Annotated in this window: 22 protein-coding genes; 9 read left to right on the top strand and 13 right to left on the bottom strand. The window is 69.3% G+C overall.

The window, feature by feature from the left end:
* Positions 1-29: 29 nt before the first annotated feature.
* Genes AC5Y3P_RS21465 through AC5Y3P_RS21445 form a run of 5 tightly spaced genes read right to left on the bottom strand, consistent with a single transcriptional unit; the run spans position 30 to position 4,871 of the window.
* On the bottom strand, positions 30-578 hold the full coding sequence (locus AC5Y3P_RS21465) for a pentapeptide repeat-containing protein (protein WP_500047965.1): 549 nt from the start codon (positions 576-578) through the stop codon (positions 30-32).
* Positions 575-1,153 carry a GTP-binding protein gene (locus tag AC5Y3P_RS21460; protein WP_500047963.1) on the bottom strand — a complete coding sequence of 193 codons (579 nt, stop codon included), beginning with the start codon at positions 1,151-1,153 and terminating at the stop codon, positions 575-577. Before AC5Y3P_RS21460 ends, AC5Y3P_RS21465 begins: the two co-directional genes overlap by 4 nt.
* Positions 1,134-1,499, bottom strand: a complete 366-nt coding sequence (locus AC5Y3P_RS21455) for a DUF742 domain-containing protein (RefSeq protein ID WP_500047962.1) — start codon at positions 1,497-1,499, stop codon at positions 1,134-1,136. The genes AC5Y3P_RS21460 and AC5Y3P_RS21455 overlap by 20 nt, the downstream gene beginning before the upstream one ends.
* Positions 1,500-1,506: 7 nt before the next feature.
* Entirely contained in the window at positions 1,507-1,926 is a 420-nt protein-coding gene (locus AC5Y3P_RS21450; protein ID WP_500047961.1) for a roadblock/LC7 domain-containing protein, read from the bottom strand.
* A complete protein-coding gene (locus AC5Y3P_RS21445) occupies positions 1,923-4,871 on the bottom strand; it encodes a sensor histidine kinase (protein WP_500047960.1) in 2,949 nt (982 codons plus the stop codon). The genes AC5Y3P_RS21450 and AC5Y3P_RS21445 overlap by 4 nt, the downstream gene beginning before the upstream one ends.
* A 278-nt stretch (positions 4,872-5,149) precedes the next feature.
* Here AC5Y3P_RS21445 and AC5Y3P_RS21440 point away from each other — a divergent pair, with 278 nt between their 5' ends.
* Complete coding sequence (locus tag AC5Y3P_RS21440) at positions 5,150-5,614, top strand: tRNA (cytidine(34)-2'-O)-methyltransferase (RefSeq protein WP_500047959.1); 465 nt, start codon at positions 5,150-5,152, stop codon at positions 5,612-5,614.
* A gap of 10 nt (positions 5,615-5,624) precedes the next feature.
* On the opposite strand, the gene AC5Y3P_RS21435 is transcribed toward AC5Y3P_RS21440, so the two are convergent.
* A complete protein-coding gene (locus AC5Y3P_RS21435) occupies positions 5,625-6,041 on the bottom strand; it encodes a MarR family winged helix-turn-helix transcriptional regulator (protein ID WP_500047958.1) in 417 nt (138 codons plus the stop codon).
* Positions 6,042-6,086: 45 nt separating this feature from the next.
* On the opposite strand from AC5Y3P_RS21435, the gene AC5Y3P_RS21430 reads away from it, so the two are divergent.
* On the top strand, positions 6,087-6,770 hold the full coding sequence (locus AC5Y3P_RS21430; protein ID WP_500047957.1) for a class I SAM-dependent methyltransferase: 684 nt from the start codon (positions 6,087-6,089) through the stop codon (positions 6,768-6,770).
* 8 nt (positions 6,771-6,778) lie between these two features.
* Here the strand turns inward: AC5Y3P_RS21430 and AC5Y3P_RS21425 are convergent, their stop codons facing one another.
* Both AC5Y3P_RS21425 and AC5Y3P_RS21420 read right to left on the bottom strand, forming a co-directional pair.
* On the bottom strand, positions 6,779-7,420 hold the full coding sequence (locus AC5Y3P_RS21425) for a nitroreductase family protein (protein ID WP_500047956.1): 642 nt from the start codon (positions 7,418-7,420) through the stop codon (positions 6,779-6,781).
* A 19-nt stretch (positions 7,421-7,439) separates the two neighbouring features.
* Entirely contained in the window at positions 7,440-10,730 is a 3,291-nt protein-coding gene (locus tag AC5Y3P_RS21420; protein WP_500047955.1) for an error-prone DNA polymerase, read from the bottom strand.
* Between the two features lie 672 nt (positions 10,731-11,402).
* Here AC5Y3P_RS21420 and AC5Y3P_RS21415 point away from each other — a divergent pair.
* The 3 genes from AC5Y3P_RS21415 (at position 11,403) to AC5Y3P_RS21405 (ending at position 14,017) form a co-directional block, all read left to right on the top strand.
* Entirely contained in the window at positions 11,403-12,083 is a 681-nt protein-coding gene (locus AC5Y3P_RS21415) for a DUF899 domain-containing protein (RefSeq protein WP_500047954.1), read from the top strand.
* On the top strand, positions 12,080-12,553 hold the full coding sequence (locus tag AC5Y3P_RS21410) for an SRPBCC family protein (protein WP_500047953.1): 474 nt from the start codon (positions 12,080-12,082) through the stop codon (positions 12,551-12,553). The genes AC5Y3P_RS21415 and AC5Y3P_RS21410 overlap by 4 nt, the downstream gene beginning before the upstream one ends.
* Before the next feature lie 84 nt (positions 12,554-12,637).
* Positions 12,638-14,017 (top strand): WS/DGAT/MGAT family O-acyltransferase, encoded by a 1,380-nt coding sequence (locus AC5Y3P_RS21405; RefSeq protein WP_500047952.1) that lies wholly within the window; start codon positions 12,638-12,640, stop codon positions 14,015-14,017.
* Here AC5Y3P_RS21405 and AC5Y3P_RS21400 read toward each other — a convergent pair.
* Both AC5Y3P_RS21400 and AC5Y3P_RS21395 read right to left on the bottom strand, forming a co-directional pair.
* The gene (locus AC5Y3P_RS21400) at positions 14,004-14,891 is read right to left on the bottom strand and encodes a universal stress protein (protein ID WP_500047951.1); all 888 of its coding nucleotides are present in this window, start codon (positions 14,889-14,891) and stop codon (positions 14,004-14,006) included. The two genes, AC5Y3P_RS21405 and AC5Y3P_RS21400, sit on opposite strands and share 14 nt — an antisense overlap.
* 122 nt (positions 14,892-15,013) lie before the next feature.
* On the bottom strand, positions 15,014-16,480 hold the full coding sequence (locus tag AC5Y3P_RS21395) for a bifunctional aminoglycoside phosphotransferase/ATP-binding protein (protein WP_500047950.1): 1,467 nt from the start codon (positions 16,478-16,480) through the stop codon (positions 15,014-15,016).
* Positions 16,481-16,607: 127 nt separating this feature from the next.
* Here AC5Y3P_RS21395 and AC5Y3P_RS21390 point away from each other — a divergent pair, with 127 nt between their 5' ends.
* The 4 genes from AC5Y3P_RS21390 to AC5Y3P_RS21375 are packed head-to-tail and all read left to right on the top strand — an operon-like array spanning position 16,608 to position 21,033.
* Positions 16,608-17,603, top strand: a complete 996-nt coding sequence (locus AC5Y3P_RS21390) for an Acg family FMN-binding oxidoreductase (protein ID WP_500047949.1) — start codon at positions 16,608-16,610, stop codon at positions 17,601-17,603.
* A gap of 51 nt (positions 17,604-17,654) precedes the next feature.
* Positions 17,655-17,903 carry a hypothetical protein gene (locus AC5Y3P_RS21385; RefSeq protein WP_500047948.1) on the top strand — a complete coding sequence of 83 codons (249 nt, stop codon included), beginning with the start codon at positions 17,655-17,657 and terminating at the stop codon, positions 17,901-17,903.
* Between the two features lie 59 nt (positions 17,904-17,962).
* On the top strand, positions 17,963-19,963 hold the full coding sequence (locus AC5Y3P_RS21380; RefSeq protein ID WP_500047947.1) for an SDR family oxidoreductase: 2,001 nt from the start codon (positions 17,963-17,965) through the stop codon (positions 19,961-19,963).
* 17 nt (positions 19,964-19,980) lie between these two features.
* Entirely contained in the window at positions 19,981-21,033 is a 1,053-nt protein-coding gene (locus AC5Y3P_RS21375) for a nucleoside hydrolase (RefSeq protein WP_500047946.1), read from the top strand.
* Here AC5Y3P_RS21375 and AC5Y3P_RS21370 read toward each other — a convergent pair.
* The 3 genes from AC5Y3P_RS21370 to guaA all read right to left on the bottom strand — a co-directional run bounded on the left by AC5Y3P_RS21370 (position 21,024) and on the right by guaA (position 25,011).
* A complete protein-coding gene (locus AC5Y3P_RS21370; RefSeq protein WP_500047945.1) occupies positions 21,024-22,619 on the bottom strand; it encodes a DNA polymerase Y family protein in 1,596 nt (531 codons plus the stop codon). The two genes, AC5Y3P_RS21375 and AC5Y3P_RS21370, sit on opposite strands and share 10 nt — an antisense overlap.
* Positions 22,619-23,287: a DnaE2-dependent mutagenesis accessory factor ImuA' gene (gene imuA', locus AC5Y3P_RS21365; RefSeq protein ID WP_500047944.1), complete on the bottom strand. Its 669-nt coding sequence runs from the start codon at positions 23,285-23,287 to the stop codon at positions 22,619-22,621. Before imuA' ends, AC5Y3P_RS21370 begins: the two co-directional genes overlap by 1 nt.
* Positions 23,288-23,451: 164 nt before the next feature.
* Complete coding sequence (gene guaA / locus AC5Y3P_RS21360; RefSeq protein ID WP_500047966.1) at positions 23,452-25,011, bottom strand: glutamine-hydrolyzing GMP synthase; 1,560 nt, start codon at positions 25,009-25,011, stop codon at positions 23,452-23,454.
* Between the last annotated feature and the right edge of the window lie 11 nt (positions 25,012-25,022).

The following is a 25,022-nucleotide window of genomic DNA, read 5'->3' as shown; positions in this document are numbered from 1 at the left end:
CTGTCGGTGACGGACGCGGCACCCGAGCCCTACTCGCCGTGTACGTCGAGACCGTGCGCGGCGGCGTAGGCCAACCCCTGGTGCACGTCGATTTTGGCACCGCGCAGCGACGCCGTCGTCCACAGTGTCGGGTCGATGCGCGCGCCGCGTAGGTCGGCTTCATCGAGCCGGGTGCCGACGGTGCGGACACCGGACAGGTCGGCGCCGCGCAGTATCGCCTTGCGCAGATCGGTCTGCACCAGCGACGCTTCCACCAGCCGCGAGCCGGACAGGTCCACACCGCGCAGGTCCGCCCCGCCGAGAGCGGCCAGCGTGAAGTCCACCTCGTCGAACACCGCGGGTCGCAGCCGACAGTCCGAGAACACCGACCCGATCATGGTGCAGTGTCGAAACGTGCTGTGCCACAAAATGGTTCGATCGAACCGGCAGTTCCGGAAGGCCGAACCGGCATGCGTCGACTCGGCCAGGTTCACCCCGGAGAAGTCACAGTCGTCGAAGACCACGCGTTCGGTGTTCAGCCCGGCCAGATCCTCGTCGCGAAAATCGTGACCGGTAAAAGAGCGGTCGGTCCAGTTCACCCGGCTGCGGACAGCGATTCGAGTGCGTACTCGCTGACCGCGATCAGGGCCTCCTTGGCCGAATTGCGGTCTCGGGCATCCACCGCGATCACCGGAGTCCGGTCCGACAGCGCCAGCGCCTTGCGGACCTCGTCGGCCGGGAAGCGTTGTGCGCCGTCGAATTCGTTCACCGCGATGATGAACGGGATGTTGTGGTTCTCGAAGTAGTCGACGGCGGCGAAGCTGTCCTCGAGCCGCCGAGTGTCGACCAACACGATCGCGCCGATGGCGCCGTGCACCAGGTCGTCCCACATGAACCAGAACCGCCGCTGCCCAGGCGTACCGAACAGGTACAGCACCAGTTCCTCATCGAGGGTGATCCGGCCGAAGTCCATCGCCACCGTGGTGGTCGACTTCGCCGGAGTGGCTGCCAGGCCGTCGACGCCGTCGGACGCAGTGGTGACCATGGCCTCGGTGCGCAGCGGCATGATCTCCGATACCGCCCCCACGAATGTCGTCTTACCGACGCCGAATCCACCGGCGACGACGATCTTGGTCGATGCGGCGTCACGCCCCTCAGAGTGCGCGTAGGCCACGGATTGTCCTTCCTATCAATGCGCGTCGTTCGTCGTGGGTAGAGCGATCGGTCAACGTCGTCTGCACACGAAGGTATCCCGCCGTGACCAGATCACCGACCAAGACACGGGCCACACCGAGCGGAACATTCAGAAGCGCCGAGATTTCCGCCACTGATGGGCTCTTGGTGCACAATTCGATGATCCTGCCGCGCAGATCAGCAGGCGGCCAGCGGTGGAACTGCGCGGCCCGCAAGGTCTGGATCGGCGCTTCCAACGGCAGGTGGACCGACGTGCTGGTGCGACCTGCGGTCAGCGTGTACGGCCGGACCAGGTTGGGCTGGGACCGACCCCAGGGACTGTCCATCTGAGCCTCACGAGTGTTGCGGCGCGCGACGCCGGGTGGACTGCACGATGCCGCCCACCCGTTCGACGAGCACAGCCATCTCATAGCCGACCTGACCGATGTCACAGGACTTCGACGCCAGGGTGGCCAACTGCGAGCCGTCGCCGACTTGCATGATCAACACGTAGCCGTGGTCCATCTCGACCACCGACTGCAGCACGCGGCCGCCGTCGAACAGCTTGGCGGCGCCGGCCGACAGACTTGCCAGACCGGAGGTGACTGCAGCCAACTGGTCGGCGCGCTCCGGCGGCAGGTGCTCGCTGGCCGCGATCAGCAGACCGTCGACCGACACCAGCACCGCGTGCGCGACACCGGGGACGTCACGGGCGAACCGAGACACCAACCAGTCCAGCGGATTCTCTTGTGGGGAACCGGGCGAATACGTCATTCGGCATCGAATCCTTGACTTGTTTCGCGTACGTGCGTCCGAGCTGCACGCACACCACCAAAATGGTTGCTCATCGAGTTGCGGATCGCATCCGGATCGCGCTTGGGCGCCGCAGCGTCGTCTTCGGCCTGCTCCCCCGCCGGAGGTTGCGAGCCGCCCGGGATCAACCGGGCGCCCGGATTGCGCACCGGCAGACCATGGTCGGTGCGCGACTCGATCGGAACCTGTTCGGCTTCGGCGGCAGCCGCCCAGCCGTTGTCCCACACCGACTTCCAGTCCTGCGGCACCGCGAGCTGCCGCACCTCGTCGGGGTCGAGCAGTTCGGTCACCATGTTCTGGTAGATCAGATCCGGGCTGCCGCCGGCTGCCGGCGCGTCGGTTGCAACCGCCGGCTCGGGTCCGGTTTCGGGTTCGTCGGTGTCGTCGACGACGACGGGCTCGGGCTGCGGCTCTGGCTCAGGCTCGACGACGGGCTCTGGCTCGATCTCTTCGACACTCTCGTCGACGACGGGCTCGGGCTGCTCGACGACAGCGTCGCGTCGACGCTTGCGCCGCGAGGAGAAGAACCCGGCGGTGTTGACCGGCGCGGCGGGTTCGGCCGGCTGGTCGTTGGGTGTCCACCATTGGTGCGGCGCTTCGGATTCGGCCGCTTCGTCGGCGGCGTAGGGCCGGTCGGCCGGCGCCGCGGTGATGCCCGTGGCGCCGGGGCGACGGCGCGGCAGCAACGTGACCGAGGCCTCGGCGGCCTCGGCCGCGTCCTCGTCGTCCTGGTCGTAATCGTCGTCGAAATCGTCATCCAACCCGTCGGCCAACTCGCGACCGGCGGCGTAATCGTCGGGGCGCGCGACGAATTCGTCGTCGCGCGTATCGCCCGACGCGGCGAACCCGCCCGACGCGGCGAACCCGGTGGGCTCGGCGAACCCGGAAGGCTCGTCGAACGCGGAGAACGCGCCCGCCGGGGCGGACTCGGTGTACGGCGCGGCCCACACCGACTCCGGCTCGGCAACCGGCTCCGCCGGCGCGAAGCCGACCAACAACTCCGGCGGCAGATACACCTGCGCCAGCGTCCCGCTGCCGCTGGTGCCGGGCAGCAACCGCACGGTCATCCCGTGCTCGCGGGCCAGCCGACCGACCACGAACAGACCCATGTGCCGGGTGCTGTCCGGGCTGACCTGACCACCCGCGTTGAGCCGCATGTTGGCCACCCGCAGGTCACTGTCGGTCATCCCGAGGCCCAGGTCGTTGACGTCGATCAGCACGCCGTTGTCGCTGGTGTGCACCGCGGTGACGCGCACCGGCGAATTCGGCGGCGAGTAGCGCAGCGCGTTGTCGATCAACTCGGCCAGCAGGTGCACCACGTCGTTGCCGACCGGGCCGACCACCTCGCAGTCGGGCACCATCCCGGTCTCCACCCGGGCGTAGTCCTCGACCTCGGAGGCCGCAGCACTGATCACCGAGGCCAGCTCGATCGGCGGTCCCTGCTCGCGGGTTGCCTGCGCGCCGGCCAACACCAGCAGGTTGGCGCCGTTGCGACGCATCCGGGTGGCCAGATGGTCCAGCCGGAACAGGCTGTCCAACCGGTCCGGGTCCTCTTCGTTGCGCTCCAACCGGTCGATCAGCGCAAGCTGCTGGTCCACCAACGTCTTGTTGCGCCGCGACAGCGTCTCGAACATGTCGTCGACCATCACCCGCAGCCGGGCCTCGTCACCGGCCAGCAGCAGCGCCTGGGTGTGCAGTTCGTCCACCGCGTGCGCCACCTGGCCCACTTCTTCGGTGGTGTAGATCGGCAGCTGGGCGGGTTCGCTCTCGTCGCCGGCCTTGACCCGTTCGATCTCGGCGGCCAGATCCCGGTGCGCGATCTGCAGCGCGCCGTCGCGCAGTCGGCGCAGCGGGCGGGTCAGCGTGCGCGCCACCCACCACACCGCCAGCAGCGCGATCAGGAACACCGCGATCACGATCGCCGCGTCCCGGATCGCAGCGGTGCGCTGCGCGGTGGCCTCGGCGTCGACGGTGCCGAGGATCTCGTCGGTGGTCGCGGTGATCAGTTCCCGGGCCATCGAGTCAGTGACCTCGATCGAGGCCAGCAGGTCCGGGCTGCCCACCACCGGCACACTCGGATCGGCCACCATGGCCATCCGCTTGTTCATCTCGCCGAGCAGCTGCTGGGCTTCTTCGGAGGCATTGCCCACCAGGATGGTCAGACCCAGCACGTTGGAGGGCTCGGTGCCGGCCAGCAGCGCCATCGACGACCGCAGGTATGGCTCGGGCAGGCTCCCGCCGAGTTGCACCAGCATCCGCTGGATCGTCATCTGACCGCGGGTGCCGACTGCGCGGGCCAATCCGTTGGCCTTCTGGCGCAGCGTCTCATCCTCGACGCGCACCGAGTCGGTGATTGCTGTCTCGGCCGTCAGCAACACCGGCGAGAAGCCCGTTACCCGGCTGGCCAGGTCCACGTTTCCGGACAGTGCACCGTCGACCAACGTCTTGCCCTGCTCGACGATCCGGGTGACCGCGGCGCGCACGTCGGCCTCGGCGTCGACGTCGTCGCGGGCGGCCAGCAGCTCGGCGCTGCGGGCGTCGAAGTCGGCCCGGGCCTGCTGGGTGGGTTCACGGAGCGGATCGATGAACAGCACCGCTTCCAACGCCGACAGGTAGTCCTCGACCGACGGGATCAGCTGGGCACGATCGGCGGCCACCCGCAGCTCGCGGGCCTGCGCGGCGCTGTCGTAGATGCGCAGCCCACCGAACACCGCGGCCAGCAGCAGCGGGATCAACGCGATGGCCAGCACCTTCCATCGCACTGGCCAGTTCGTCGGCGACCACCGGGCCGGCCGCTTGACCGGGGCATTCGGGGCCGCCTCGGGCGCCGAATCGGGAGCGCTGTCGGCCTCACCCGCGTGGTCCCACACTGTCGGCGCGCCCAATCCCTCGGGCTTGTCGAACATCGTCACTTAGGTAGTGCCCTCCGTCCGGGACCGGCACCGGCTGGCGCCTCGGGCCCGACCACTATTCACCGCTTCTGCCTTCATGTGAGACTTCCTGCGATCGGGCCGCTCCAGCCGTTCCGAGCGGGCCCGATTTGCATGGCAATTGGTGAAGTATGACAGTCGCGGACAAGCCCTTCCACAGTTCGGCTGCAAACCCGGGCCGCCGACCGGGCGCGCACGGACCGCTTCGGGGCCGTCGAGCAAACATCTACGACGAAGCTGGGAATCATTCGACCATGTTCAGGCTGGTGTTCAATTCACCGCGCATCGCACCCAATACCGGCAACGCCATCCGGATGGTGGCCGGTACCGGTGCCGAACTGCACCTGGTGCAACCGTTGGGTTTCGACCTGTCCGAACCCAAGCTGCGCCGCGCCGGGCTGGACTACCACGATCTGGCGCAGGTGTTCGTGCACGAGTCGCTGCCGGCGGCCTGGGCCGCGCTGAACCCACAGCGGGTGTACGCGTTCACTGCGCACGCGACGACGTCGTACACCGAGGTGAGCTATCAACCCGGCGACGTGCTGCTGTTCGGTCCCGAACCCACCGGCCTGGACGCGGCCACGCTGGCCGATCCGCACATCACCGCCCAGGTGCGCATCCCGATGCTGCCGAGTAGACGCTCACTGAACCTGTCGAATGCCGCGGCGGTGGCCGCCTATGAGGCCTGGCGCCAACACGGCTTCCCCGGCGCGGTGTGACCGCTGCCGGTCATTGCGTCGATTCCGCCAACGCCGTCAGCAGCCGGCGGAACTCCGCGCGCTCGGCGGCGTCGAACCCGGCCAGTACCTGCTGTTCGGCCGCGCGGATGCCGTCGTCGGTCTGGGCCAGCAGCGCGGTGCCGCGCGCGGTGACGACCGCCGGCAGCGCGCGCCCCGAGGCCGACGACGTCGGCCGGTCCACCAGGCCACGCCGCTGCAGCGCGCGCACCACCATGTTCATCGCCTGCGGTGAGACGTTGCCGGCCCGCGCCAACTGCGCATTGGACTGGCCAGGGTAGGCCGACAACAGCCGCAGGCACAGATATTCCGGGAAGCTCAGGCCCAGCGGTTCGAGTATCTGCACCACCTCGGCACGCAGCGCCGTGATCACCCGCTGCAGCAGATAGCCGAGCGGCAAATCCGTCATATCAACCATATTGACATATATCAACCAGGTTGATAAACCGGAGGAATGACTGAACCCAACGATGTGATGTTCGAACAGGCCTATCAGGGCACCGCTCCGGAGATGGGTGGCGGCCGGCCGCCGTGGAGCATCGATGAAGCCCAGCCGGAGATCGCCGCACTGATCGAGGCCGGCAAGTTCCACGGCGAGGTGCTCGACGCGGGCTGCGGTGAGGCCGCGGTGTCGATGGAGCTGGCTGGGCGCGGCTTCACCGTGGTGGGGCTGGACCAGTCCCCGACCGCCATCGAACTGGCCCGCGCCGAGGCCGCCCGCCGCGGGTTGCGCACGGCCAGCTTCGAGGTCGCCGACATCAGCGCGTTCACCGGTTACGACGGCCGGTTCGGCACCATCGTGGACTCCACCCTGTTCCACTCGATGCCGGTCGAGCTGCGCGAGGGCTATCAGCAGTCCATCGTGGCGGCCGCCGCACCGGGTGCGTCGTACTTCGTGCTGGTCTTCGACAAGGCCGGGATGCCGCCGGAGAGCCCGGCGCACGCGGTCACCGAGGACGAGTTGCGTGAGGTGGTCGGCCGGTACTGGGTGATCGACGAGATCCGTCCGGCCCGCATCCACGCCAACTTCCCGCCCGAGTTCGCCGAGCAACTCGCCAGCTTCGCCACCGATGTGCGCGACGAGCCCGGCGGCCGCAAGTCGTTGGCCGCCTGGCTGCTCTCAGCGCATCTGGGCTGAGCGCACAATCACCAGGAGTTCCAGTGCGTGAGCTGCTCGGCCGGTAGCCGCTTGGCCTGCTTGAACTCGGTGCCGACGGTGTACGCGATCGGGAACAGCCCGCCCTGGACGTACTGGTCGTAGGGGATGCCGAGGATCTCGGCGGCCTGCTTCTCACCATCGCCGATCAGGTGCAGCGTGGTCCAGGCCGAGCCCATGCCGCGCGAGCGCAGCGCCAGCATGAAACTCCACACCGCGGGCAGCAGCGAGCCCCACAGCGACGCGCTCATCCCGGCGGGGAGCCCTTCCGGACGACCCTCCACGCACGGGATCAGCATCACCGGCGCCTTCTCCAGGTTGTCGTTGAGGTAGTGCGCCGAGCTGGTCACCTTGGGCATCTGCTCGTCGCGGATGTCGCCGCGCACCGGCTTGGGCAGGTCCAGGTACGGCGTGGCGTTGTTGCGGTAGATGTCGGCCAGCGCCTTGCGCTTGTCCGGGTCGTCAATGAAGAGCCATTGCCAGCCCTGGGCGTTGGATCCGGTCGGCGCCTGCAGCGCGATCTCGAGGCACTCCATCAGCACCTCGCGCGGCACCGGCTTGTCGAAATCCAGGCGCTTGCGCACCGAGCGGGTGGTGGTCAGCAATTCATCGGCGGTCAGGTTCAACGACATGGTCGAAGCCTACCGACGGTCAGCGGAAGTCCCGGGACCGCGAACCCACCCGCAGCTCCATCGGGGCCAGCGCGTCGGCGACCACGGTGACCGCACCGCTGGCGTTCTGCAGGATGCCGCGCACCACCAGCGCCGGCGCGGTCTGCGCCAGTCTGCGGTAGCGCGACCACACCCCCGGCGAACACAGCACGTTGACCATGCCGGTCTCGTCCTCCAGGTTGAGGAAGGTCACGCCCTGCGCGGTGGCCGGGCGCTGCCGATGCGTCACCGCACCGGCCACCCGGATCCGGGTGCCGTCGCGCACCGACAGCAGCTCGGCGGCCGGCACCACCCCGATCGCGTCCAGGTTGGCCCGCAGGAACTGGGTCGGGTGACTGTCCGGCGAGACCCCGGTGGCCCACACGTCGGCGGCCGCCAGTTCCAGTGCGCTCATCCCGGGCAGCGGAGGTACGTGCGACGACGTCCCCACCCCCGGCAGCCGGTCGGGCCGCTCCGCCGCGGCCGCCCCGGCCGCCCACAGCGCTTCCCGACGGCTGCTGCCGAAGCAGCCCAGCGCGCCGGCGGTGGCCAGCGCCTCGGTCTGCGGCACGCTGAGCTGCACCCGGGCGGTCAGATCCAGCAGTGAACCAAAGGGCCCATTGGCATTTCGTTCATCGACCAGCTTCTGCGCCAACTCGGTGCCGATCTGGCGGACCGCGCCGAGACCGAGCCGCACCTCGGTGCCGGAGTTCTCCAGGGTGGCGTGCGCCAGGCTGGCGTTGACGTCCGGTCCGTGCACCTGCACCCCGTGCCGGCGGGCGTCGGCCACCAGCGACTGCGGCGAGTAGAAACCCATCGGCTGGGCACGCAGCAGCGCCGCGCAGAACGCGGCCGGGTGGTGCAGCTTGAGCCAGGACGAGTAGAACACCAGCGAGGCGAAGGACAGCGCGTGGCTTTCCGGGAAGCCGAAGTTGGCGAACGCCTCCAGCTTCTCGTAGATCCGCTCGGCCAACTCCCCGTCGATGCCGTGCCGTTCCCACACCCCTTGGAAGAACCGGCCGCGCAGCCGGCGCATCTTCTCGGTGGAACGTTTGGAGCCCATCGCGCGGCGCAGCTGATCGGCCTCGGCCGGGCTGAAGCCCGCACAGTCCACCGCGACCTGCATCAGCTGCTCCTGAAACAGCGGAACCCCCAACGTCTTTCGCAACGCGGGTTCCAGCGATGGGTGGTCGTAGACCACTGGGTCCAGACCGTTGCGGCGGCGGATGTAGGGATGCACCGACCCGCCCTGGATCGGCCCGGGCCGGATCAACGCGACCTCGACCACCAGGTCGTAGAACACCCGCGGTTTGAGCCGGGGCAGGGTGGCCATCTGCGCGCGGGACTCCACCTGGAACACCCCGACCGAATCGGCGCGCTGCAGCATCTCGTAGACCGCCGGCTCGGACAGGTCCAGTTTGGCGAAGTCCACCTCGATGCCCTTGTGTTCGGCCAGCAGGTCCACCGCGTAGTGCAACGCCGACAGCATGCCCAGGCCCAGCAGGTCGAACTTCACCAAACCGATTGCCGCACAGTCATCCTTGTCCCACTGCAGCACACTGCGGTTCTCCATCCGGGCCCACTCCACCGGGCACACATCGGCGATCGGCCGGTCGCAAATCACCATCCCCCCGGAGTGAATGCCCATGTGCCGCGGCAGGTTCCGGATCTGGCCGGCCAAATCCAGCACCGACTCCGGAATGCCTTCGACCTCCGGACTCGTCAGATCCCCGCCCCAGCGGCTGATCTGCTTACTCCAGGCGTCCTGCTGGCCCTGCGAGAAACCCAGCGCGCGGGCCATGTCGCGGACCGCACTGCGGCCCCGATAGGTGATCACGTTGGCCACCTGCGCGGCGTAGTCGCGACCGTAGCGGTCGTAGACGTACTGGATCACCTGCTCGCGCAGGTCCGATTCGATGTCGATGTCGATGTCCGGCGGGCCGTCCCGGGCCGGGGACAAGAACCGCTCGAACAGCAACCCGTTGGCCACCGGGTCCACCGCGGTGACCCCGAGCGCGTAGCAGACCGCCGAGTTGGCCGCCGACCCACGGCCCTGGCACAGGATCCGGTTCTCCCGGCAGAACCGGGTGATGTCGTGCACCACCAGGAAATAACCCGGGAAGCTGAGCTCGGCGATGACGTCGAGTTCACGCTCCAACTGGGCGTAGGCCTGCGGCGCCGACGCGCGCGGACCGTACCGTTCGGCCGCACCGAGCATCACCAACTCACGCAGCCAACTGTCCTCGGTGTGCCCGGCGGGCACGTCGAACGGCGGCAACTGCGGGGCGATGAGCTGCAGACCGAACGCGCACTGCTCGCCCAGTTCGGCAGCCCCGGTGACGGCCTGCGGCAGATGCGCGAACAGCCGGGCCATCTCGGCTCCCGAGCGCAGGTGCGACCCACCCAACGGCGCCAGCCACCCGGCCTCCTGATCCAGCGACTGCCGGGCCCGGATCGCGCCCATCGCCATGGCCAGCCGCCGCCGCGACGGCCCGGCGAAGTGTGCCCCGGTGGTGGCCACCACCGCCAGCCCGAACCAGTCGGCCAGTTCGACCAGGATGGTGTTGCGCTCATCGTCGAGGGGTTGGCCGTGCTGGGTGAGCTCGACGCTGACCCGCTGGCGGCCGAACCGGTCCACCAGATCGGCCAGCGCGGCCGCGGCGGCGTCCGGACCGCCAGCCGAAAGAGCCTGCCGGACATGACCTTTGCGGCATCCGGTGAGGATCTGCCAGTGCCCACCGGCGGCCTCGGTGAGCGCGTCGTAGTCATAGCGCAGCTCCCCTTTGCTGCCGCCGGCCAGATGCGCGGCGGCCAGTTGGCGCGACAACCGCCGATACCCCTCGGGCCCGCGGGCCAGCACCAGCAGATGCGGACCGGCCGGGTCCGGGACCTCGGTGCGCGCGCCACCACCGAGTGACAGTTCGGCGCCGAACACCGTGCGCACATCGAGTTCGGCGGCGGCCTCGGCGAACCGCACCACCCCGTAGAGCCCGTCGTGATCGGTCAGCGCGATCGCCCGCAGATCCAGCCGGGCGGCCTCCTCGACCAGTTCCTCGGGTGTGCTGGCACCGTCGAGGAAGCTGTAGGCCGAATGCGCGTGCAGTTCGGCGTACGGCACCGTCGAGGGCAGCCGGGACTGCTCGGGTCGGCGGTAGTCGCCGCGCTTGCGCGACCAGGCCGGCCCGTCACCGCCGTCACCGCCAGTGGGTTCGCCCCCGCCGGCGTGCCGCGGTTTGCCGTCCAGCACCCGCGCCATCTCGCCCCAGCTGGGGGGCCCGTTGAACCAGCCCACCCGACTAGGGTATCGAACAATTGTTCGAGTCGCGATAGCCCTGTGCGCAGCATGCTTCGGGTACCGCAGCTCCTCACTCGGCACCGCGGCGGGTACACCAGTCCTCACTCGACACCGCGACGGGTACCGCATTCCTCACTCGACACCGCGTAGCCGCCCAGTGAGGAATGCTGTACCTCTGGCACCGCCCAGTGAGGAACCACGCAGAAAAACGTTGCCCAGTGAGGAATGACGTACCTCGCCAAGGCCGAGTGAGGAACCAGGTACACAAAGTGCGAGTAACCCTGTGCGTCACTCCTCACTCGGCACACTTCGGGTACGTCACTCCTCACTCGACACGCTTCGGGTACCGCATTCCTCACTCGACACCGCACTGCTGCCCAGTGAGGAATGACGTCCCTCCGGCACTGCCCAGTGAGGAACCACGCAGAAAAACGTCGCCCAGTGAGGAATGACGTACCTCGCCATTGCCGAGTGAGGAACCAGGTACACAAAGTGCGAGTAACCCTGTGCGTCACTCCTCACTCGACACGCTTCGGGTACCGCATTCCTCACTCGGCACCGCGACGGGCACCTAACCCCCAACCAGGTCGCTCAGCAAAAAGCCCGAGCGAGCGATGAGTATCCGGCGGCGCTCGGGTCAACACTGGAAGAGACCCCAAAGGAGCCGACATGACTGCACTACCGCCCGTCGTCGACGTCGAGACCTGGCGCGCCGCGCTGGCCGACCTGCGCACCCGCGAGAAGGCCGCCACCCGCGAATTGGATGCGATCGCCGCGCAGCGTCGCCGCCTGCCGATGGTGGCCCTGCCCGACTACACCCTGATCGGCGCGCACGGCCCGGTCCGGCTGGCCGACGTGTTCGACGGTAAGTCCCAGCTGATCACCTACCACCACATGTGGACCGACGGCGCGGACTGGCAGTGCGGCGGCTGCACGGGTTTCACCTCGCAGTTCACCCGGCTGGAGTTCCTGGCCAACTACGACGCCCGGTTCGTGATCGTCACCAACGGGCCGATCGACGAGGTACTGGCCTACGCCGGCAAGGTCGGCAACCAGATGAGCTGGTATTCGTCGGCGCAGAGCAGCTTCGGCGCCGATATGGACGCCCCGCCCGGCGGCGGTTTCGCGATCAACGTGTTCCTGCGCGAGGGCGACACCGTGTACCGCACCTGGCACAGCAACGGCCGCGGCACCGAGCAGCTCAGCCACAGCTTCGCGCTGATCGACCTGCTGCCCTACGGCCGCCAGGAGCAGTGGCAGGACTCCCCGCCCGACTGGCCGAAGTCACCGACCTACTCGAAATGGCTGGACTCCCCCGAGATCGCCGGCTACTACGGAGAGAACTCATGAGCACCCCCGAACGCATGATCGCCACCCGCACCGTCGCCGCCACCCCCGCCGCGGTGTTCGCACTGCTGGCCGACCCCAGCCGGCACCAGTACACCGAACCCGGCGACTGGGTGCGCGACGCCGTGAGCACCGAACCGCTGAGCGCCGTCGGACAGGTCTTCGTGATGAACATGTACTTGAAGTTCGCCGGCGGCGACTACGTGATGCACAACGTGGTCAACGAATTCGTCGCCGACCGCAGCATCGGCTGGCTGCCCGGCAGCCTCGACGACGACGGCACCCATCGGCCCGGCGGCTGGTGGTGGCGTTATGACCTGACGCCCAACGGGGAACAGACCGATGTCACGCTGAGCTACGACTGGACCGACACCCCGCAGGCCTTTCGCGATCAGATCGGCGGCATGCCGCCGTTCGACGAGCAGTTCCTGCACGATTCGCTGGCGGCCCTGGACCGCGCGCTCACCGGCTGACCCGTCGATCGGGGCCACAGGTCCCTACCCGGGGCACCCTCTGACCCTATCGGCACGCCGGGCGCAGCGCGCACAGTCGAAGGCATGGAACAGCTCTCGACGCTGGACGCCGGATTCCTGCAGGCCGAGGATTCGGACAAACACGTCAGCCTGGCCATCGGCGGGGTCACCGTGCTCGACGGGCCGATCCCGGACTATCAGGAACTGGTCGCCACCCTCACCGAACGCCTGACCAAGCACCCACGGCTGCGGCAGGTGTTGCGCACCCATCCGCTGGACCTGGGTCCACCGGAGTGGGTCGAGCAGCCCAATCTCGATGTCTCACATCATTTTCGACACATCGCGGCCCCGGCGCCCGGCGATGACGCCACGCTGTTCGAACTCGCCGCCGGCATCATCGAACGCAGGCTGGATCGCGAGCACCCGCTGTGGGAGTGCTGGGTCATCGAAGGCCTGGAACAGGGCCGCTGGGCGCTGCTGATGAAGCTGCATCACTGCATCGCCGACGGGGTCTCGGCTACCCGGATGATCAGCGGGATCAGCGACGAGGGCGCCGACGCAGACTCCTTCGTCACCGAGATCCGTGGCACCCGGCAACCCGCCCGCGGTTGGCCGCGGCCCAGTCTGAACCCGATCGACTGGGGCCGCAGCGCCTGGAACGTCTCGCGCAGCGCCACCGAGATGACCGTCAAGGCCACCAAGGGCACCGCCGAGTTGGTTTCCGGGCTGCTGCGTCCCGCGGCAACATCCTCGTTGATCGGACCGGTCTCCAGCATGCGCCGCTATGACGCGGCCCGGGTGGCGCTGGCCGACGTCACCGCGGTGTGCGACGCCTTCGACGTCACACTCAACGACGTCGCACTGGCCGCGATCACCGCGGGGTATCGAGATGTGCTGCTGCGCCGCGGAATCCGGCCCACCGCCAACTCGCTGCGCACCCTGGTGCCGGTTTCGTTGCGCCGCAGTGCCGATCTGGACACGCCGGATAACCGGGTGTCGCTGATGTTGCCGTTGCTGCCGGTGGACCGGGCGCATCCGTTGGAGCAGCTGCGGCTGGTGCATCGCCGGATGACCCGGGCGAAGTCCAGCGGTCAGCGCCAAGCCGGCAGTTCGGCGATCGACGCGGCCGGTGCGCTGCCGTTCCCGCTGCGCGCCTGGACGGTTCGCGTGTTGACCCGGCTGCCGCAGCGCGGCGTGGTCGCGTTGGCCACCAACGTCCCCGGGCCGCGGCAGGCGCTGCGGGTGCTCGGCCGCGAAGTGGTGCGGATGTTCCCGATCCCGCCGATCGCGCTGCAACTACGCACCGGCGTCGCGATGCTGACCTATCGCGACGAGCTGACCTTCGGCGTGGTCGGCGACTACGACAACGGGCCGGACCTGCGGGTGCTGACCGCCGGCATCGAGGCGGCCATCACCCGGCTGAGCCAGTTGGCCCGCGCGCAGCCCCGGGTCAGCCCAGCCTAGCCACGATCACCGGCATCCGAACTGCTTGCACCACTGAGGAACTCACCGAACCCAGCAGCATTCCAACGAAGCCACCGCGGCCATGGCTGCCGACCACCACCAGCTGCGCCTTCTCGGAACGGTCGACCAGCGCCTGGGCCGGACGGGACCACACCACCTCGCGGTGCACCTTGACGTCGGGATACTGCTCCTGATAGCCGGCCAGCCGCTCCGAGAGCATGCTCTGGGCCCGTTGCTCGAGGGTCTCCCAGTCCACGCCGGGCATCTTGATCACATCGGAATCGCTGATCGCGTGCACCACGTGCAGGTCGACCCCGCGGAACGAGGCTTCGTCGAAGGCGATCGCGGTGGCCAACTCCGAGGCCCGGGAACCGTCGATGCCGACCAGCACCGGCGCAGTGGCCGGGGACTCCATCAACGGGTCCTCGTCGTGGATCACCGCGACCGGACAGTGCGCGTGCCGCACCAAACCCGAGCTGACCGAACCCAATAGCGCGCGGCCCACCGCACCGTGGCCGCGGGAACCGCACACCACCAGGTCGACGTCCTTGGTCATCGCCACCAGCGTCGCGACCGCCGGACCGACCGGCTTTTCCTTGCGGATCTGCAGTTGCGCATCGCCGGCCGATTCGTTGGCCAGCTGCTCGGCTTCGGCCAGCGCCTGATCGGCCTGGTCGTCCTGCCACTCGGTGAAGTTGGTCGGCATCGGAACGTTGGGCCAAGACAGGATGATCGGCGGGTTGACCACATAGGCCAGCACCAATGGGACGTTACGCGCGGCCGCAGCGCGGGCCGCCCAATCGATCGCCACCTTGGACGACGGCGAACCGTCGATTCCGACCAGAATGCCTCGTTGCATCGTGGACGCAGACATGTGTACACCCTTCGCAGTTGGTTCCGTATGGACCGAGCGTCGTGCCTTCGAGCCTAATCACATCCGCGCTGCGTGATAAGGGCAGCAAGTCCCCGGTCTGCGGGTCATCCGCCCCGAAAACCTCAGAAACCCAGCACGCACAACTGCCGGGCTGCCGCCACCGAATCCGGCAGCGGCATCGCGGTGTCGACCCGCGGCAGCCCGGCCCACGGGTCGTCGTCCTCGCCTTCGGCATCGATCGCCGAGGCGACCGCGGCGGTGGCATCCGAACTGGATCCCACGCGTTGACTGATGCGTTCGCGCGCGGTGGCCAACGGAGTGGTGCAGGCCATTTCGAACAACACCGCGTGCTGCTTTTCGGCCAACTCACGAGCCTGCGCCCGCTCGGCGGCGTCGCGCCAGGTACCGTCCAGGATCACCGACTCGCCGGCGGCCAGCTGGCTCTGCGCGCGGCGCAACACCATGCGGTAGACCGCGGCGACGTTCTCCGGGGTGTACAAGCCCCGCTCGAAATCGCCGGGCTCGCCTTCCAGCAGCCCGTTGGCCACCATCTCCTTACGCACATCGTCGGTCGAAATGACTTGCGCGCCAATCTCTTGCCCGAGTGAGCGGGCCAGCGTGGTCTTGCCGGTACCGGGGCCGCCGCCGATCAGGATCAGCCGCGGGACCGCCGCGCGCAGATGCTCGAGCGCGATGTCCAGATGCCGACGCGCATCCGCACGAGCATCGAGGTGACCCTGGGTGAACCGGATGCAGTCCACCTTGGCCCGCACCACGGCCCGGTAGGCGATGTAGAAATGCCGCAACGCCGCGGGCGCCGATTCCGCGGCGCGGCGGCAGTAGGCGGTGAAGAAGGTCTCGGCCAGATCGGGCCGGCCCAGGAACTCGAGGTCCATCGCCAGGAACGCGGCGTCGTCGATACCGTCGATGAAGCGCAGCTTGTCGTCGAAGTCCAGGCAGTCCAGCAGCACCGGGCCGTCGTCGGCGCAGAAGATGTCGTCGGCCAGCAGGTCGGCGTGCCCGTCGACGATGCGACGCAAGGTGATCCGATCGGCGAACAGCACCGCCCGCCCGGAGATGAATTGCTTGGCCAGCTCACCGATTCGGGTCACCGTGGCTGCCGGTACCACCTCGTCGGCGTATCCGTGCAACTCCACCAGGTTGTCGTCCCAGCGCGCGGTGACGGCGAGCACCTTGGCCTCGGCGTCGACGTCGCGGCCGCGGCGGGCGTCGACGTGGAAGTCGGCCAGCACCGCGGCGACCCGTTCGACGTCGGCGACCAATCCGTCGGCGCCGGCCCGCACCCGGGAACTCAACCGCAGGGCGTCCGGATAGCGACGCATCACCAGCACCGGTTCGACCTCGTTCTGGCCGGGACCGGTCAGATGGGCCAGCCCGAGATAGGCCTGCGGCGCCAGCCGGCTGTTCAGCTCCAGCTCGCGCGCGCAGGCCTGTTCGCGCGCCGCCGCGGTGGTGAAGTCCAGAAAGTCGGTCCGCACCGGCCGCTTGGCCTTGTAGGCCCGGTCGCCGACGAGCACCACGGTGCCGGTGTGGGTTTCGCAGGCATGCACGTAGGGCGATGCGTCCATGCCTACATGCTCGCGCATTCCGGGCGCGGGCGCCAAGGTGCCCTGGTCCTTGCCCCGGTGACCAACGACCCTGGCCGGTCCCCGAAGCGCAGCGAATGATGGGGTGCAGTGGCAAGGTGGTGAGCTGATGAGCCAGACCGTGGTGGACGTCGACCTGATCAGGCGGGCGGTGACCGTGGCTTCGCGAGCACCGTCACTGCACAACAGCCAGCCCTGGCTGTGGGTGTTCGACACCGCGAAACCCGAACCGGTGCTGGAGTTGTGGCTGGACAAGAGCCGCATCGTGCGCAACGCCGATGCCGGCGGCCGGGAAGCGGTGATCAGCTGCGGTGCGGCACTCGATCACCTGTGGGTGGCGGTGGCCGCGGCCGGCCGGCACGCGGTGATCGAACGCTTCCCCAACCCGAACCGGCCCGAACACCTGGCGACGGTGACTTTCCGGCCGCTCACGGTCAGCGCCGAACGCGCCGCCGAACTTGCCGACGCCATCATGGCCCGTCGCACCGACCGACTGCCGTTCCTGGCCCCCACCGACTGGGAGGTCTTCGAGCCCGATCTGCACGAGGCGTTGACCGGACTTGAGGTCACGCTGCACACCGTGCCCGCCGAGCTGCTGCCGGAACTGGCCCAGGCCTCGGCCCTGACCGATCGACTGCGCCGCTACGACGACCTCTACCAGTCCGAACTCGATTGGTGGACATCGCCTTTCGAGTTCGACGTGGGGATACCGCGGAGCGCGCTGAACTCGGTTGGCGAGGCCGATCGGGTCGGTGTCAACCGCAGCTTCCCGGCCAGTCAGCACCGCGACCGGCGCACCGGCGTGCGGGCCGACCACGCCGTGGTGTTGGTGCTCACCACCCCGGATGACACCCCCGCCGACGCGTTGGCCGCTGGCGAGGCGCTCTCGACGGTGTTGCTGGCCTGCACGGCGGCCGGTCTGGCCAGCTGCCCGGTCACGCACGTCACCGAGTTGGCGTCGGCGGCCAAGGTGGTCGCCGAACTGGTCGGCACCGCCGATCGCCCACAAGTTCTGGTCCGGGTCGGCCGGGCTCCGGAGCTGGAGCGGCACCCGACCAGTACGCCGCGGCGCGACATCGACGACATCCTGAAGTTCCGGAACTGAGCCCCGCCCGGGCGCCGGGATGTAAAGCTGTCGGCGACGGAGGTGTTCTTCATGATGACCACCCTGCGCCGGGTGTTGAACTACAAGGTGAGTCTGGAACAGCTGATCGAGCTCGGATTGTGGCTGTCCATCCCCTATTTGATGGTCGGGATCGGTTTTGCGTTCGTCAGCGCCGACCGGGTCGATCTGCTGGAGAGCCAGATGGGCAACCTGCCGGCCGGGGCCAACCTGGTGGCACTCGGCGTCACCATCGCATTGTGGCCGCTGCTGATCATCGCGCCCGGCTTCTGCGCCATGTGACCAACAATCCTGTCAAGATATGTTGACACGACCCGCGGTGGCCGGTCACCATGCTCGTCATGAACTATGTCGTTACCGGCGGTACCGGGTTCATCGGCAGCCGGGTGGTGGCCCGGATCCTGGCCGAACATCCCGACGCAACCGTCTGGGTCCTGGTCCGGTCTCGTTCGCTGCAGCGCTTCGAGCAGCTCGCCGCGCGCTGGGGCGCGCGAGCCAAACCCCTGGTCGGCGACCTGACCCGGCCCGACCTGGGGCTGTCCGACGACGACGTCGCCGCCCTCGGTGCGGTCGGGCACGTGGTGCACTGCGGCGCGATCTACGACATCGCGGCCGCGCACGCACCGCAACAGGCCGCCAACGTCGAGGGCACCCGCGCGGTGATCGAGCTGGCTCTCCGGTTGGACGCGACGCTGCACCACGTGTCGTCGATCGCGGTGGCCGGCACGCATCCGGGGGTGTTCACCGAAACCGATTTCGACCTGGGCCAGCGCCTGCCCACGCCGTATCACCGCACCAAGTTCGACGCCGAGCGGCTGGTACGGGAAACCGAAGGCCTGCGCTACCGGGTGTACCGGCCGGGCGTGGTGGTGGGCGATTCGGTCACCGGCGAGATGGACAAGATCGACGGCCCGTACTACTTCTTCGGGCTGCTGGCCAAGCTGTCGGCGCTGCCGGCGCTCACCCCGGTCGCGCTGCCGGACGTCGGGCGGTTCAACATCGTGCCGGTCGACTACGTGGTGGACGCGCTGTGCACGCTCATGCACGCCCCGCACCGCGATGGGCACACCTTCCACCTGACCGCGCCCGACGAGGTCGGCGTGGCGCAGATCTATCGCGCACTGGCGGGCGCCGCAGGTCTGCCGCCGCTGCGCGCCGGACTGCCGCGCGCGCTGGCCACACCGGTGCTGGGTGCACGCGGTCGGGCCAAGGTCTGGCGCGACATGGCTGCCGCCCAACTCGGCATCCCGGCGCCGATCCTGGACGCGCTCGACAGCCCGCGGTTCAGCTGCACTGAAACTCGAAAAGCGCTGCACCGCAGTGGGATCGAGGTTCCGCAGTTCGCCGACTACGCGCCGGCGCTGTGGCAGTACTGGGCCACCGAAATGGACCCGAAGCGCAGCACCGAGCGCGGCGCACCGTTGGCCGGCCGGCACGTGATCATCACCGGTGCGTCCAGCGGCATCGGCCGGGCCGCGGCGGTCGCGGTGGCGGCGCGGGGCGCACGGGTGTTCGCGTTGGCGCGCAATGCCGAGGCCCTCGACGAGTTGGTGGCCGAGATCCGCGCGGCCGGCGGTCAGGCGCACGCATTCGCCTGCGACGTCACCGATCCGGATGCGCCGGCGGCCACCGTCGCGCAGATCCTGCGCGAGTTCGGCCACGTCGACTACCTGGTGAACAACGCCGGCCGGTCGATTCGCCGGTCGGTGCAGGCCGCCACCGACCGGATGCACGACTACGAACGCGTGATGGCGGTCAACTACTTCGGCGCGGTGCGGATGGTGCTGGCGCTGCTGCCGCATTTCACCGCGCGCCGGTTCGGGCACGTGGTCAACATCTCCTCGGCCGGCGTGCAGGCCAGCACGCCGCGGTATTCGGCGTATCTGCCCAGCAAGGCCGCGTTGGATGCGTTCGCCGAGGTGGTGGCCGCCGAAACCCTGTCGGATCACATCACGTTCACCACCATCCACATGCCGCTGGTGCGCACCCCGATGATCGCGCCGTCGCACCGACTCAATCCGGTGCCGGCGATCAGCGCCGAGCACGCCGCGGCCATGGTGGTGCGCGCGCTGGTCGACAAGCCGGTGCGGATCGACACCCCGATCGGCACGTTGAGCGACGCCGGCCGCTACTTCACCCCGAGGTTGACCCGGCGGGTGCTGCATCAGCTCTACCTGGGTTATCCGGACTCGGCGGCCGCGCGCGGTGAAACCGGTTCGGCGCCAAGCACATCGGCGCGACGACGGCGGCGTCCCCGGATCGGTGGACGCCCGCTGCCCAGCCTGCGGGTGCCACGCCCGGTCAAGCAGTCGGTGCGGCTGGTGCCCGGCGTGCACTGGTAAGCCGGTAGCGTCGGAGCATGCCCGCTGCCCAGCCGGTGTTCGCCGACGTCGACACCGGAGTCGACGATGCCATGGCGCTGGTGTACCTGTTGGCCAGCCCGGAGTCCGACCTGATCGGGGTGGCCAGCACCGGTGGAAACGTCGGTGTGCAGCAGGTGTGCCGGAACAACCTGGCGTTGCTGCGGCTGTGCGGTGCACCCGATGTCCCGGTGTCGCTGGGTGCCGAACTGCCGCTGAGCACACCGTTGCGCACCGCCGAGGACACCCATGGCCAGTTCGGCCTGGGGTACACCGAATTGGACTGCGGCGCAGATACTCCCACCGACTACAACGCGGCCGAAGCCTGGATCAGGGCGGCGCGGGCGCAGCCCGGTGAGCTGATCGGCTTGGTCACCGGCCCGATGACCAACCTGGCGCTGGCGGTGCGCGCCGAACCCGAGCTGCCCCGGCTGCTGCGCCGGCTGGTGATCATGGGCGGTGCGTTCGACTACCGCGGCAACACCACCCCGGTCGCGGAGTGGAACATCACCGTGGACCCGGAGGCCGCCGCCGAGGTGTTCACCGCCTGGGGTGGCGCCGAGGGCGTCGAGGCGCCACTGGTGTGCGGGCTCAACGTCACCGAATCCATCGTGTTGACCCCGCAGATCCTGGCCGAGCTGGCACATGCGGCCGGGGCGCCGTGCCCGCCGATGTGCCACGACGACCCGCGCGGCACCCGGTCGGCGTCACGCAGTCCGGTGCTGCGCGTACTCGAAGATGCCATGCGGTTCTACTTCGAGTTCCACTTCGCCCAGGGCGAAGGCTATCTGGCGCACCTGCATGATCCGTTCGCCGCCGCGGTGGCGCTGGATCCGGCGCTGGTCGTGACCCGGCCGGCCACCGTGGACGTGGAACTACACGGCACCCTGACCCGTGGCATGACGGTGGCCGACTGGTCCGGGCACTGGGGCCGCCCGCACAACGCCGCCATCGTGATCGGCGGACCACCGGAACGTCCGCTGGCCGAGGTGTTCTTCGAGCGGTTCATCGAGCGGGTCGGTCCGTTCATCGTCAACTTGGGCTATTCATAGATTCCTTCCACATACCAGCGTCGGCGCCGGTAGCACAGCAGCAGTGCAGACCCGGAATCCTCGGAGACCGAACCTGATTCGTCGTGCACCAGCACCTGGGCCCGGGCGGTACCGCCGGCCGCGGCCTCCGGCACCCACCAGCGTTCGTCGACCGGCCACGGCCCGGCCCACCAGCGCAGCCGGCCCGCGTGCCCGGCGCCGGCCAGTTCGGCGGGCTCGGCCGAGAACAGGCCGCGGCCGGTGACCCGCACCGGATCCCCGGCCGCGTCGAGCAGGTCCACCGGATCATCGAGCAGCACGGTGGGCGCCGGCTCGGGCAGCCGCCCCGGCCAGGGTTGGTCCGGCTCGGCTCGCGGCACCAGTTCGTCACCGAGCGGGATGAGCGTGACCCGTTCGGCCGGGCCGCGCCCCCCGCTGAGCACCGGCACCCGCACCGCCTCCGGCCCGAGCAGACCCTGCACCCGCACCAGGGCGCGCCGCGCCCGCAACCGGTCCTCGTCGCCGACCCCACCCCACAACGGCAGCTGCAGCGCGCCGGCCGACACCACCTCCACCGGGTGCAGGCGCAACACCGTGATGGGTCCGGCCGGGCGCTGCGTGGCATCGCGGCGGTGCAGCCAGCCGTCCAGCTGCCAGCGGATCCGGTCTGCGGTGGCGTCCTCGGTGAGCGGCTCGGCGCAGCGCCACACCCGGGTGAGTTCGGCGCCGTCGGCGGTCCGGGCGTGGATGCCCAGCCGGGTGCAACCGACCCCGGCGGACTCCAGCCGGCGATGCAATTGCGCCGCCAGTGTGCGCCCGGCGAATGCGGCCGCGTCGATCCGGTCGATCGGCGGGTCCGCGTCGAGCACCGCGTCCAGGTCCGGATCCGGATCCCGGCCGGACGGACCGCGCATCGGTTCGGCCCGAACCAGCCGGTGCGCCACCACCGCGTCGGCGCCGAACCGGGAGGCCACATCGGTGCGGGTCAGCTCGGCGAACTGGCCGAACTGCCGAATTCCCATGCGCCACAGCAGATCCGCCAGATCCGCGCGGCCCGGTCCGGCCAGGCTGGGCTCGGCGGCCAACTGCCGGATCGACAGTGGAGCCAGGAATTGGGCATCGGTGCCGGGTTCGACGATGCGTCCCGCGCGGGCGGCGAACACCGCGGTGGCCAACTGGTCGGCGATGCCGATCTGACATTCGGCGCCGGCGGCGGCCACCGCGTCGACCAGCCGTTCGGCCGCGTCGGCCTCGGAGCCGAAGTAGCGCGCCGCGCCGCGTACCGGCAGCACCAGCAGCCCGGGCCGCAGTACCTCGGCGCGCGGCACCAACTCGTCCACCGCGCTGATCACGGCTTCGAAGAACCGGGCATCGCGGGCCGGGTCGGCGGCCAGCACGCACAGCGTCGGGCAGCGGGCTTGGGCTTCCCGGCGACGCAGCCCGCGGCGCACCCCGAGCGCGCGGGCCGCCGCCGAACAGGCCACCACCCGGTTGGCCAGCGTCACCGCCACCGCAGCGGTGTGCGGCACACCGGCGCTGATCGCCCCGGCCACCGCCGGCCAGTCCATGCACCAGATCGCCAGCACCCGGGACGGGTCGGCGGACATCAACTCACCCGGGCCAGCCGGCCCCGAGCCCGGGTACTCACCTGCACTCCGGACAGCCGGCCCCGCCCGGGCGCCCGGCCGGCGGTCAACTCGTAGCCGCAGACCCGGGCGTCCAAGCGCAGCGGCGCGCCCTGCCAGTCGCCGCCGCTGACCAACAGCGTGCAGCCCTTGTGCCGGGCCCGCGCCGTCATCGAGCGGGCCCGGGCCGGCGGCACCGAACATCCGGCCAGCCCCAGCACCACCATGTCCATGCCGTCCATCAGGACCGCGGCCACCTCGACCGGATCGGCGCCCGGATCTGGGATGACCGCCAACCGGCTCAGGTCCGCGCCCATTTCCGCGGCCGCCAGCAAGCCGGCCTGCGGGTGCCCGACCAGCGCCACATGTCCCCCACCGGCGGTCACCGCGGCCGCCATGCTCAACGGCAGCGAACGGGCCCCGCTGAGCACCGCGACCGCACCGCGCGGCAACCCGCCCGGCAGCAGGCCGACCAGCGCATCCGGCACCGGCAGCAAAGATTCCGAAGCGGGCAACAGTTCGGGTTCGGACGTCTGGCCGCGGTGACTGGCGCCCACCTTGCCGGATATCGCCGCAATCTGTTTGCGCAGCTGTTTCAGCTGTTCAGCGCGGTCTTGCCGACCCACCTCGGAGGCCAGGGCCACGGCCATCAGCCACCTCCCGGAGAATCAACCCAACACCATGTTCGAATGTATGTTCGATAGCGCTAGTAAACACCCAGGCGCCGACAAGCGTCAAGCGCGAACCCATCGGCTGAGGCCAGGGATGCAGATGAGGAACAAGGGGCCCTAGAGGCCGGTAAAAGCCGGTCGGGCTACTCCCACTCGATGGTGCCCGGCGGCTTGCTCGTCACGTCGAGCACCACCCGGTTGACCTCGGGCACCTCGTTGGTGATCCGGGTCGAGATCCGCTCCAGCACCTCGTAGGGCACCCGGGTCCAGTCCGCGGTCATCGCGTCCTCACTCGACACCGGGCGCAGCACGATCGGATGCCCGTAGGTGCGGCCGTCGCCCTGCACCCCGACCGACCGGACATCGGCGAGCAGCACCACCGGGCACTGCCAGATCTGATGATCCAGACCCGCGGCGGTCAGTTCCTCCCGGGCGATCGAATCGGCCCGGCGCAGCGTGTCCAGCCGGTCGGCGGTCACCTCGCCGATGATCCGGATGGCCAAACCCGGGCCCGGGAACGGTTGGCGGGCAACGATTTCCTCGGGCAGACCGAGTTCCCGGCCGACCGCACGCACCTCGTCCTTGAACAACAGCCGCAGCGGTTCGACCAGCTTGAACTTCAGGTCGTCGGGCAGCCCGCCGACATTGTGGTGGCTCTTGATGTTGGCGGCCCCGGCGCCGCCGCCGGACTCCACCACATCCGGGTACAGCGTGCCCTGCACCAGGAACTCCACCTCGGCTTCGTTGCTGCCGAGGGTGTCGCGCACCGCGCCTTCGAAGGCCCGGATGAACTCGCGGCCGATGATCTTGCGCTTGCCCTCCGGGTCGGTGACCCCGGACAGCTTCTCCAGGAAAGTGGTCTCGGCGTCCACGGTGACCAGCTTGGCCCCGGTGGCCGCCACGAAGTCGCGCTGCACCTGCGCGCGCTCCCCCGCGCGCAGCAGCCCGTGGTCGATGAACACACAGGTCAGCCGGTCACCGATGGCCCGCTGCACCAACGCGGCAGCCACCGCCGAGTCCACGCCGCCGGACAGCCCGCAGATCGCCTGACCGTCCCCGATCTGGTCGCGCACCTGGGCCACCAGGGTGTCGGCGATGTTGGCGGGCGTCCAACTGGCACCGATTCCGGCGAAGTCGTGCAGGAAGCGGCTGAGCACCTGCTGGCCGTGTGGGGTGTGCAGCACCTCCGGGTGGTACTGCACGCCGGCCAGCCCGCGCGGCCGGTCCTCGAACGCCGCCACCGGCGCCCCGGCGGTACTGGCCACCACCTCGAAGCCGTCCGGCGCCGAGGTCACCGCGTCGCCATGACTCATCCACACCGGCTGATGTTCCGGCAGTCCCGAATGCAGCTCGCCACCAAGGACATTCAGATCGGTGCGGCCGTATTCACTGGTGCCGGTGCGGGCCACCGTGCCACCCAGGGCCTGGGCCATGGCCTGGAAGCCGTAGCAGATGCCGAACACCGGGATCTGCAGATCGAACAGCTCCGGGTCCAGTCGCGGCGCATCGTCGGCATAGACACTGGCCGGTCCCCCGGACAGCACCAGAGCCTGCGGATTGCGGGCCTTGATCTCGTCGATGGTCGCGGTATGCGGGAGCACCTCGGAGAACACTCGCGCCTCGCGCACCCGTCGGGCGATCAGCTGGGCGTACTGGGCACCGAAGTCGATCACGAGCACCGGACGGGGAGCTGCTAATTCCACGCGGTTGAGTC

The sequence above is a fragment of the Mycobacterium sp. NGS45 genome (assembly GCF_059812645.1).
This window is presented reverse-complemented; position numbering and strand designations above follow the sequence as displayed.